Source organism: Mediterraneibacter sp., from assembly GCF_030825015.1.
GTDB lineage: Bacteria > Bacillota > Clostridia > Lachnospirales > Lachnospiraceae > Mediterraneibacter.
Window position 1 is genome coordinate 1 of record NZ_JAPJQP010000020.1, and the last position, 11,667, is coordinate 11,667.

Genomic DNA, 11,667 nt, shown 5'->3' on the forward strand with positions numbered 1-11,667 from the left:
ACGATTACGAGACAGATATCGAAGTGCAAAGAGAAGAGGCAAGAGAACAGGGACGAGAAGAAGGCAGAGCACAGGGACGGGAAGAAGGCAGAACACAGGGACGAGAAGAAGGAACTCTTCAAAAAACCTGTTCACTTATTCAGAAAAAACTTCAAAAAGGAAAGACCATTTCTGAAATCGCAGATGATCTTGAGGATACAGAGGAAAATATCTCTCATCTGATTAAAGAATTTCATCTCCATATTCATTGACAGCAACAGTGAGTGACTTTTTGGGGAACAATTTTTACTAATCACCGGAAGTGCCAATAGGCACATTCCGGGATTGTAAGCGGTCGTCAAGGTCTCGGGCAAACCTAAACTTTGGCTCGTCTCCATTGCAAAAAAGTGTGTACAGAAACCGGACTGCCGGCATTCGCGACTCCTTGATTTCTGTACACAAATTCTTCTTAGCAGATTAAAAATCTACTTCTTCATTTTAGGTTCGAAAATAAATGATGCAATATATCCAAAGATCAGCGCTGCTGAAATACCAACGGCGCTGGCTTGGAAACCTCCCATAAACACTCCCATAAATCCATATTGATCCACTGCTTCTTTCACCCCTTGCCAAAGCACATTTCCGAAGCCCGGAAGCGGAACACTTGCCCCGGCTCCCGCAAGTTTTTGAAATGGGTCATACACTCCGCAAAATCCGAGCACAGCCCCGGCGCATACCAAAAGAACCATCACTCTTCCTGGCATTAATTTTGTTCGGTCCAATAAAATTTGTACAACGGCACAGATAAGTCCGCCTACAACAAATGCTTTTACATAATCCACTTTATTTCACCTCTTCCTCTTTTATATATTTTTATATATTATCCGCATATTCTATATAAGCTTTCCTTTGTGCATTTTCTGCACACTTCACATCTGCCTTTTGTGATACTTCATATCCGGCATCTATTTTATATTTTGCACATTATGCGTCACTTTCCAAAACGATTCCATGCGCAATTCCGGGTACGCTTGCACCTTCATTAAAACTGACTGTAGACATAAGCGCTCCAGTCGGAACAAACAATACTCTTTTCCACTCTCCACTCTCTAATTTCGGAAGTACATAAGATGCCAACGTTACAGCGGCACAGCCGCAGCCGCTTCCGCCTGCATGGGTATCCTGCCGCTCTTTATCAAAAATCGTCATACCGCAGTCCATGTGCTTTTCACAAATGTCATACCCTTTTTCTCTAATGAGATCAAAAAGAATCGTTCTTCCGATACTTCCCAAATCCCCTGTAATGATCCGATCATAGTCTTTTTCTTTTCTATCTAAATCCTGAAAATTCTGAACGATCGTATCCATTGCTGCCGGCGCCATACACGCCCCCATATTCTGTGAATCTTTTAATCCATAATCGACGATTTTCCCTACAGTAACGCCTGTAATACGAATGTGGGAAAAATACGGCTGCATCTGATTTTTTTGATATTCCTCTGCTGATCGTACGAGAAATGCGCCGCTTCCCGTCACTGTCCAATGAGAGGAAAGTGGTCTTTGATTTGCATACCCTAACGGAAAACGAAACTCTTTTTCCGCACTTCCAAAATGACTTGATGTAACAGCAAGCATCGTGCCTCCATATCCTGCGGCAGCGCTCATCGATGCAAGCGCAAGCGCTTCTCCCGAAGTAGAACATGCTCCATACAATCCGAACATCGGAATCTGAAGCGCCTCCACTCCCATAGCAGTTGCAATTCCCTGTCTCAGCAGATCGCCTCCAAAAAGATATCTGATCTCTTTTAAATCCATATGTGCTTTTCCTGCTGCAAGAACACAGGCTTCTTTCTGCATGTTGCTTTCCGCTTCTTCCCATGTCTGCGCGCCAAACAGATCATCTTCATTCGTTACATCAAATAATTTTCCGATTGGTCCTTCCGCCTCTTTGCTCCCTGCAACAGATGCTGCACTGATAAGATACGGAGCTTCCCGAAACAAAAGACTCTGCGCCCCTTTTACCTGATCCATAATTTTTCCTTTCCATTGCTTATATTTTTATTTGCAATTTTATTTGTATAATTCTTTATCATCCGCACATTTGGCAAAAATATTATAAATTTCTATACATATTTGAAAAATCATTTCAAATACTAATGGAAAAGAAACGAACACAAGGAGTTGATTTCATCTATGGATAAAATCCAAAAACTGAAACGAGAAAAACAATATGAACAATATGTAAAAGAAAAAACGCCCCGGCACAATCTTTTCATAAATATGTGCAAAGCGTTTTTCCTGGGCGGTCTGATCTGTCTGATCGGCCAGATCATCTACCACTATTTTGAGTTACAGAAATTATCGCCTGATGAATGCAGCCGATGGACATCTCTGTCACTCATCTTCTTAAGTATTTTATTTACCGGAACCGGAATCTATCAAAAATTTGCAACATGGGGAGGCGCAGGAGCTCTTGTACCGATCACCGGATTCGCCAATTCTGTTGCCGCCCCGGCTATCGAATATAAGAAAGAAGGTCAGGTGTTCGGAATCGGGTGTAAGATCTTCACCATTGCCGGCCCAGTCATTCTATACGGAATTTTTACAAGCTGGGGACTTGGTTTGATCTACTGGATCGGAACATTGTTCAAATAGGAACCGCTTCCTGTCTGTATCTTTTATTCGCTACCGTCTCATCCGCCCGTATACTCTTGTCATTCGCGCCATTTCCTGAACTGTCTCTTCGTCCGGAGTTCCTGTCTTCATCCTCCACTCCCAATTTCCACCGAGAGTAGATGGCGTATTAATGCGGGCGCTGCTTCCCAGCCCCAGATAATCCTGCATCGGAACGATGCACAGATCTGCCACGCTTCCCATCGCCATAGCAATAAAATCTTCTGCGAGCGTGTCTTCATCAAGACGGGGCTTATACATATATTCTTTGGCAAACTGCCGCGTTGATTTCCCTGCCGTATGATACCAGCCTTTTGTTGTATCGTTATCATGAGTTCCTGTATACACGACACAATTTCTAGGATAAGTATGTGGAAGATAGTTTGATTCCTCTCTTGAGTCAAATGCGAACTGAAGCACTTTCATCCCCGGAAATCCACTGTCTTTCAAAAGCTGCATTACGCTGGGTGTAAGGAATCCAAGATCTTCCGCAATAATCCGCTTTCCGCCGATTTTTGCTTCTACTGCCTGAAACAGTTCAAGTCCGGGACCGGGCAGCCATCTTCCGTTCACTGCCGTTTTTTCTCCATAAGGCACTGCATAATATTCATCAAACCCACGGAAGTGATCGATCCGTACAACATCATACAGCCGGAAACAATGTTCAATCCTGCGGATCCACCATTCATATCCGGTTCTTTTATGATAATCCCAGTCATAGAGCGGATTGCCCCACAACTGACCTGTCTCGGAAAATCCATCCGGCGGACATCCCGCCACATCAATCGGTTCAAGAGCATCGTTAAAACAAAACATCTTTGGAGCCGCCCATGTATCCGCACTGTCAAATGCAACATAGATCGGAATATCTCCGATGATCTCTACCCCATTTTGGTCTGCATAAGAACGAAGATGTTTCCATTGCCTGTCAAATTCATATTGCTGAAACTTATAAAAAGCAATCTCCCGCGACAGTTCTTCTCTCACCTTTCCGAGTGCCTCAGGATCTCTGTGTTTCAACGGCTCATCCCATTCACTCCAGCTTACTCCGCCGTTTCTGTCTTTGATTGCCATATACAGGCTGTAATCTTCCAGCCAAAACTCATTCTCAGAAACAAATGCACGATATTCATCATTTTCCCAAAAACGTGAAAAGGCTTTTTCAAGTATCCGAAACCGTGTTTTATATATTTTTTCATAATCAATCGTGTCTTCCCGATCTCCCATGCAGTCGCATTCACACTCCTGCACTGTCAGAAGTCCTTCCCCGATCAGCGCTTCAAGATCGATAAAATACGGATTCCCCGCAAATGTGGAGAAAGACTGATACGGGGAATCTCCGTATCCGGTCGGACCTAACGGAAGGATCTGCCAATAACTCTGCCCCGCCGCCTTCAGCCTGTCGACAAATTCATATGCCTCTTTTGAAAAACATCCGATCCCATATTTCGACGGCAGCGAAAATATAGGGAGCAGCACACCGCTTGCTCGTTCCATAATCATCCCCCTTTTTCAGTATGATCTTTTGTCCTCTGCTTATATTGCTCTTATAATCTGCTTTATAATTTCATTTATAAGCAGCGATATCTTTTTTATGACTTATTTTAACTTCCAGATATCTTTGTTATATTCTTCAATCGTTCGATCCGACGAGAAGTATCCCGCTTCTGCAATGTTTACAAGCATCTTTTTTGCCCATTCTTTTTGATCTTTATATGCGGACAGGGCTCTTTCTTTCGCCTTTTTATATGCATCAAAATCAAGCAGCGTCATAAACCAGTCTTTTTCGATCAGTTCTTTTTGCAGCCGCTCTAAACTTTCTTCACATCCGATTTTCATCATCTGTTTTCCTGTGATAAAATCAACTGCCGCTTTGATCTTCGGATTCTTTTTATAATAATCTTTCGCTGAATAATCTGCTTTTTTATAATGTTCAATGACTTCGTCGCTGGATGCGCCGAACACGAAAATATTCTCGTCTCCTACAAGCTCATGTATCTCCACATTTGCCCCGTCATCTGTACCGAGAGTCACAGCGCCGTTCAGCATAAACTTCATATTTCCCGTACCGCTCGCCTCTTTTGACGCAAGAGAGATCTGCTCAGATATATCACATGCCGGAATCAGTTTTCCTGCCTTCGTCACATTATAATTTTCCACCATAACAACTTTCAGATAAGGACTTACTTCAGGATCATTGTTAATGATCTCCTGCAAACAGAGGATCAGATGAATGATATCCTTTGCGATCACATATGCCGGAGCTGCTTTTGCCCCGAAAATTGCTGTGATCGGAGTCTTCGGAGTCACGCCTTTTTTGATTTCTAAATATTTATCAATAATATACAGTGCATTTAACTGCTGCCGTTTATATTCATGAAGACGTTTCACCTGTATATCAAAAATCGTATCGGAGTCGATCTCAATTCCCTGTGTCTCTTTCAGATAAGCAGCAAGTTCTCGCTTATTTTCTTTTTTAATTTCTAAAAGACGCTTCAAAACAGTCTCATCATCTTTATATTTCAACAGTTCTTTCAAACAAGAAGCATCTTTTTTATAATCCTCTCCGATCGTTTCGTCAAGAAGCGCCGTAAGACGCGGGTTACAGTGAAGAAGCCATCTTCGGAATGTGATTCCATTTGTTTTATTATTGAATTTGTCAGGATAAATTCTGTAAAAATGGTTCAGCTCCGATTGTTTTAAAATCTCCGTGTGAAGCGCAGCCACTCCATTAACACTGAATCCATAATGAATATCGATGTGCGCCATGTGCACCGTATCATTTCTGTCTATGATTGCCGTCGACTCATCGCTGAATCTTCTTCTCACTTTGTCATCGAGGATTTCGATGATCGGAACAAGCTGCGGCACAACTTTTTTCAGATAGCCTATAGGCCATTTTTCAAGCGCTTCTGCCAAAATCGTATGATTCGTGTACGCACAGGTTTTGGAAACAACGTCGATTGCTTCATCCATATCAAGGCCTCTTTCTAAGAGAAGGCGAATCAATTCAGGAATGACCATTGTCGGATGGGTATCATTGATCTGAATCACCGCATAGTCCGGCAGATCATACAGCGTACATCCTTTTTTCATACATTCATTCAAAATCATCTGCGCCGCACTGCTTACCATAAAATATTGCTGATAAATTCGAAGAAGTCTTCCCTTTTCATCGCTGTCATCCGGATACAAAAACAAAGTCAGATTTTTTGTAATATCTTCTTTGTCAAAATCAATCCCGTCTTTTACGATCGTCTCATCGACCGAATCAATATCAAAAAGATGCAGTTTATTTGTCTGATTGTTATAACCCGTCACTGCAATGTCATACATTCTAGCATTGACTTTCATCCCCTTAAAAATAACCGGATAAACAACATCCGTTTTCGTCAGCCAGGAGCGTTTCTCGATCCACGGATTCGGAAGTTCCTTCTGAAGATGATCCTCAAACTCCTGTTTAAACAGTCCAAGATGATAATTCAGTCCGATTCCATCTCCCTCAAGTCCGAGTGTTGCGATGGAATCGAGAAAACATGCTGCCAGACGTCCCAAGCCTCCGTTTCCAAGAGACGGTTCCGGCTCGACATCTTCTATCTCGCAGATGTCTTTCCCGTTTTTGGAAAGCAGTTCCTTCACCTCATCATATATTCCGAGATTGATCATATTATTTGACAGCAATTTTCCGATCAAAAATTCTGCTGAAATATAATACAGCTTCTTTTTTCCTCCGGTTCTTTCTTTTCCTGCTGCCATCTTCTGTACGAGCACAAGCAAAGCATCATAAATCTCTTTGTTTGACGCCTGCGCCACAGACTTGCTCATACACAATTCCAGTTCTTCCTGTATATCCGTTTTCATTTTACTACCTCCGAAAATTTTCCTCTCATTCCTCTTACTGTTATCGCGCTCAATTATTTTCCAAAACCGCAATTCGGGAAAGTACATATCTGGCAATTCAGACATAAACCGCCTTCTCCAAGCACAGTAAAATCTTCTGCTTTCAACCGTTCTCCCGCAGCGGCCCTTGGAAGTATCAGGTCGAATATCGTCCTTTTTGCATACATAACACATCCCGGAAGTCCCATGATCGGGACATTCCCCGCGTATGCCAGCATGAACATCGCTCCCGGCAAAACCGGAGCTCCGTAAGTAATCACCTCATCTGCTGCATTTCGGATAGCAAGCGGAGTGCGATCATCAGGATCAACGCTCATTCCTCCGGTGCAGACAACCAGTTCTGCCCCTTTTTCAATCCACTCTTTCACAGCCTTTGTAACCATGTCAGCATCGTCGCTGCAAAGAGTATCGCCGAGCACTTCCATCCCGCACTCTCTTATCTTTTCTTTTACAACAGGGGTAAATTTATCTTCGATCCTTCCGTGATACACTTCGCTTCCGGTTGTCACAACAGCCGCTTTCATCGTACGAAACGGCAGAATCGTAAAAATAGGTTCGTTCTCGCACATCCTCTCAATCTGCTCCATCTTTTCCTCTTCGATCACGAGAGGGACGACACGCATTCCTACAACCTTATCCCCCTTTTTCACCGGAAAATTCCCGTGGCGGGATGCGATCACAATCTGCCCTAATCCATTTACCGCATTCAATTTATCTTGATCTACTTTAAGCAGTCCGTCCGTTTCCGCCGTCAGCTCGATCTTCCCTTCTTTCGCCTCAGACGCTTTCAGAAATTCTCCCTGACATACACGCCTAAGGACTTCCGCAGCATCATTTTCATGGAGCATTCCTTCCTGTTTCTCCCATACGTACAGGTGCTCTTTTCCAACCGAAAGCAATACCGGAATATCTTCTTGTGTCACTACATGCCCTTTTCTGAACACTGCGTCTTTCACAACGCCGGGAATGATCTGCGTAATATCATGACAAAGTACGCTTCCGACAGCTTCTTCTGTCTTGATCAGTTTCATATATTCTCACTCTTTCCACTCTTTTCCAATTTTATCCAATTCTTCCATCCATAACGCTGCACATGCATCACTCGGCATCCTCCAGTCTCCGCGCGGCGAAAGAGCTACACTTCCGACTTTCGGACCGTCCGGAAGACAAGAACGTTTAAACTGCTGTGAGAAAAATCTCCGATAAAATGTTTTCAGCCATTTTAGAATCGTTTCTTTTTCGTAAATTTCCTCAAAGGTATTCTCTGCCAAACGGAAGATTTTCTCCGGTGAGAAACCAAACCGAAGCATATAGTATAAGAAGAAGTCATGCAATTCATATGGACCGACAAGATCTTCTGTCTTCTGTGCAATGTCTCCGTCTTTCGGCGGAAGAAGTTCCGGGCTCACAGGCGTATCAAGCACATCATAAAGCACCTGTCTTAACGATTCGTTTTCTGTTGTATCCGCCGCATACTGAACGAGATGACGCACAAGTGTCTTCGGGACAGATGCATTGACACCGTACATTGACATGTGGTCTCCATTGTATGTTGCCCATCCCAACGCCAGTTCCGACATATCGCCTGTGCCGATCACCATACCGGCTTCACGGTTCGCTATATCCATAAGCACCTGCGTCCGCTCTCTTGCCTGTGCATTTTCATAAGTCACATCATGCACATCAGAGTCATGCCCGATATCTCTGAAATGAATATTCACCGCATCGGCGATCGGCACTTCAATCAGTGTCGCGCCTGTCTGTCTCGTCATTTCACATGCATTACGATATGTTCGGTCTGTCGTTCCGAAACAAGGCATCGTAACCGCTATAATCTCTTTCTTATCTCGCTCAAGCATCTCAAACGCCTTAGCTGTCACAAGCAGAGCCAATGTCGAATCCAAACCGCCTGAAATACCGACAACTGCCGATTTTGCGTGAGTGTGTGCTAATCTTTTCTTCAATCCCATCGCCTGAATGGTCAGGATTTCTTCACAGATGTGCGCCCGAGCCGCTTCATCAGACGGTACGAACGGATGTCGTGAATAAGTTCTCGTAAGAACAGTATCACACGTTTCCACATGAAACGGCACAATTACCGGACTATGATCCTTTAATGTTTTCGGAGAAAATGTTGTGTTTTTCCGCCGCTCACCTACAATTTTCTCCAAATCGATCTCACCGTAAATAATCTCATTCTTATAACGTTTTGACTGCCGAAGGATCGTTCCGTCTTCTGCGATAATATTATGTCCTCCAAAAACGAGATCTGTTGTCGATTCCCCTTCTCCGGCATTCGCATAAACATATCCTGCGATCAGCCGCGCCGACTGCCCTGCAATCAGCCGCGTTCTGTAACTTCCTTTTCCGACTGTTTCATCACTAGCCGAACAGTTGACAATGATCGTCGCCCCGTTCAAGGCTTCCTCTATACTTGGCGGCAAAGGCGACCAGACATCTTCGCAGATCTCTGCCCCTACAAGAAACTCCGGCATCTCATCAGACTGAAACAAGATCTTCGGTCCAAAAGGAACTTTTTCTCCTTCAAATGCAATCCATTTTACAAAATCCGGTCCCGGAGTAAATTGACGCATCTCGTAGAATTCTCCATAATTCGGAAGAAACGTCTTTGTCGTAAACCCGATCACTTTTCCGCCGTTAACTGCCGCCGCCACGTTATAAAGTTTTCCGCTTTCTGTAAACGGCATCCCTACAAATGCCAAAACATCTTTGCCTTTCGTATAAGCTGCGATCTTCTTCAGCCCGCTGTATGACGCTTTCAGCAAAGCGTTCTGCGTAAAAAGATCTCCGCACGTATATCCTGTCACACATAATTCAGGAAACACGATCAGCTTCGCTCCATTTTCACACGCCTGATCGATCGCCTTGCATATCTGTTCCGTATTATATTCCACATCCGCCACGCGAATATCCGGCGTAGCAGCCGCTGCTTTTACAAAACCATGTCTCATCCTTATCTCCACCTTTCTGCTTCTGTCTTCGTCTGCACCGGCTATCTTCTGCTCTTCTGTCTCCGTCTGCGCAAACCGTCTTCCGCTCTTATCTTCTCTTATCTGCTCTTCTTCAGCAGTACTTTCAGTTCATCTACTGTATAATTATATGCCTCATTGCAGAAATGGCATTTCACCTCAATATCTTTGCCATCGTCGATCATCGCCTGAATATCTTTCTTTCCGATACTGATGATTGCCTTTTCAATCCGTTCTTTTGAACAGTTACAGTAAAATTCTGCCGGCATCGTATCTGTAATCTCAAGATCAAGTCCTTCTAATACATGAGAAAGCATTTCTTCCGGCGTATGCCCATGATCTAACATAGAAGTTACAGACTGAATATTTTTAATATTTTCTTCCAGCTTATTCAACACTTCATCCTCAATAAACGGCATGACCTGAACGATAAATCCGCCTGCGCAGCGCACTGTATTGTCTTTTTCCATAAGAACGCCCAGTCCTACAGACGACGGAACCTGCTCCGACGTAGCAAAATAATAAGTCAGATCTTCCGCGATCTCCCCTGTCTGAAGGATCGTCTGCCCGGAATACGGCTCTTTCAATCCCATATCTTTTATCACTGTCATCACGCCTTGACCCAAAGCTCCTCCGACATCTAACTTTCCGTTTTTCGGCGGAAGAATCACATTCGGTTCATGAACATATCCTTTTACCTTTCCCTGACTGTCTGCCGTCACCGTAAGACCGCCGATCGGACCGGAACATTTAATCTGAATTGTCAGCATGTCCGTGTCATTTTTCATCATGCTTCCCATCATCGCTCCACCTGTCAGCAGTCTTCCCAAAGCCGCCGTCGCAACCGGACTCGTTTTATGACGCTGACGCGCTTCCTCTGTCAATTCCGTTGTCACAGCCGCAAATGCACGGATCTGCGCATTTGCAGCAGATGCTCTTACAATATAATCTTTCATCAATTTTTCTCCTGTTCTATTTATTTTCCATTTTCACGAGCGATCACGCAAACTCTCTCGCTCATATCATTCGCTTCTTCTTTCGTATCGGCATCGTAAGCCTCCACAAACACAAGACCTGCATGTTCCAAAAGTTCTTTTATCTCAGCAAGCGTGTACCCTCTTTGATAATGAGTCTCCGTATATCTCCGATACAAACTGCCGTTTTCAACACTTTCTTCCTCTGAGAACAATTCCTCTTCCGGAAGATCCTCCTCTGAATCATATGCGTGTTCCATAGGGGTAAATTTTTCCGAAATAAACAGCGTCAGATCATACTCATTGATCTGTTCTTTCTCATAATATCTGTTATCCCATATGAAGCTGCACACGCCGCGGTCTTCCGCAATCGTACTGTCACCGATCACATCACGGTACTTATGAACGGTATTAAAATCAAATAAAAAAATTCCTTTCGGATCAAGATAGTTGTTAACAAGACGGAATACTTCTTCCAGTTCTTCCGGCTCTGTCATATAATTAACGGAATCACAGACGCTTACAACCGCCCGCACTGTTCCGTATAATTCAAACTCACGCATATCCTGAAGCAGATAAAGAATATCATGTCCCGACTGCATCCTCTTTTCCATCGCCAGTTCCAGCATCTCTTCCGAATTATCGATTCCGATCATATCGTATCCATATTCGGCAAGCCTCTCTGTCATCGTTCCCGTTCCGCATCCGAGGTCAAGTACGATCCCGTCCGGCACACCGTGTTCACAAAGCTTTTCACGAATGTGCCCTGCCCATTCGCCATAAGGAACATTATCCATAAATGTATCATAAACATACGCAAAACTTGTATACGCTTCCAAAATCGTTCCCTCCTAATATCACACAACACATAAAATCAGCCGATCAGCTCCGCCGCATTCATCGTTCTGCCATGTATGTAAATCGATCGGCCTGCGAAGATAAATCAAAAGCTATTTTTTGCTGTATTAGAAGTGTAACACATTTTGCAGATAATTTGCACTGTAATTTCACATAGAATGTTTTAGAGGATAACAGTGGCGTTAGCCACAATAAGCACACAATGCGGTTTTACGAATGGCGCAGGCTGAACTGTTACTTTAGAGGAACCTCTTATTCGTTATTACCAGAAAGAGACGCCGCATAGCGCGACG

At 43.8% G+C, this 11,667-nt stretch carries 9 protein-coding genes and 1 pseudogene; 2 read left to right on the forward strand and 8 right to left on the reverse strand.

The annotated features are described in order from the left end of the window. Window positions 1-251, forward strand: a pseudogene (locus RCH61_RS08195) (hypothetical protein); the annotation flags it as partial. A gap of 213 nt (window positions 252-464) precedes the next feature. Here RCH61_RS08195 and RCH61_RS08200 read toward each other — a convergent pair. Both RCH61_RS08200 and RCH61_RS08205 read right to left on the reverse strand, forming a co-directional pair. Next, entirely contained in the window at window positions 465-821 is a 357-nt protein-coding gene (locus tag RCH61_RS08200) for a SpoVA/SpoVAEb family sporulation membrane protein (protein ID WP_306480405.1), read from the reverse strand. A gap of 142 nt (window positions 822-963) precedes the next feature. After that, entirely contained in the window at window positions 964-2,010 is a 1,047-nt protein-coding gene (locus tag RCH61_RS08205; RefSeq protein ID WP_306480406.1) for a stage V sporulation protein AD, read from the reverse strand. Window positions 2,011-2,172: 162 nt separating this feature from the next. Between RCH61_RS08205 and spoVAC the strand changes: the two genes are divergently transcribed. Continuing rightward, window positions 2,173-2,634, forward strand: coding sequence for a stage V sporulation protein AC (gene spoVAC, locus RCH61_RS08210; RefSeq protein WP_306480407.1), 462 nt, complete (start codon window positions 2,173-2,175; stop codon window positions 2,632-2,634). A 30-nt stretch (window positions 2,635-2,664) separates the two neighbouring features. Here spoVAC and malQ read toward each other — a convergent pair whose 3' ends face one another. The 6 genes from malQ to RCH61_RS08240 form a co-directional block, all read right to left on the reverse strand. Next, complete coding sequence (gene malQ / locus RCH61_RS08215; RefSeq protein WP_178007008.1) at window positions 2,665-4,149, reverse strand: 4-alpha-glucanotransferase; 1,485 nt, start codon at window positions 4,147-4,149, stop codon at window positions 2,665-2,667. Between the two features lie 102 nt (window positions 4,150-4,251). Further along, complete coding sequence (locus tag RCH61_RS08220) at window positions 4,252-6,513, reverse strand: glycogen/starch/alpha-glucan phosphorylase (protein WP_178007010.1); 2,262 nt, start codon at window positions 6,511-6,513, stop codon at window positions 4,252-4,254. A 53-nt stretch (window positions 6,514-6,566) separates the two neighbouring features. Then, window positions 6,567-7,583 carry a molybdopterin-binding protein gene (locus RCH61_RS08225; protein ID WP_178007012.1) on the reverse strand — a complete coding sequence of 339 codons (1,017 nt, stop codon included), beginning with the start codon at window positions 7,581-7,583 and terminating at the stop codon, window positions 6,567-6,569. A 6-nt stretch (window positions 7,584-7,589) separates the two neighbouring features. Then, window positions 7,590-9,524, reverse strand: a complete 1,935-nt coding sequence (locus tag RCH61_RS08230; RefSeq protein ID WP_306480408.1) for an NAD(+) synthase — start codon at window positions 9,522-9,524, stop codon at window positions 7,590-7,592. A gap of 98 nt (window positions 9,525-9,622) precedes the next feature. Beyond that, a complete protein-coding gene (gene hslO / locus RCH61_RS08235; RefSeq protein WP_178007016.1) occupies window positions 9,623-10,498 on the reverse strand; it encodes an Hsp33 family molecular chaperone HslO in 876 nt (291 codons plus the stop codon). Window positions 10,499-10,518: 20 nt separating this feature from the next. Beyond that, on the reverse strand, window positions 10,519-11,355 hold the full coding sequence (locus RCH61_RS08240) for a class I SAM-dependent DNA methyltransferase (protein WP_178007018.1): 837 nt from the start codon (window positions 11,353-11,355) through the stop codon (window positions 10,519-10,521). Between the last annotated feature and the right edge of the window lie 312 nt (window positions 11,356-11,667).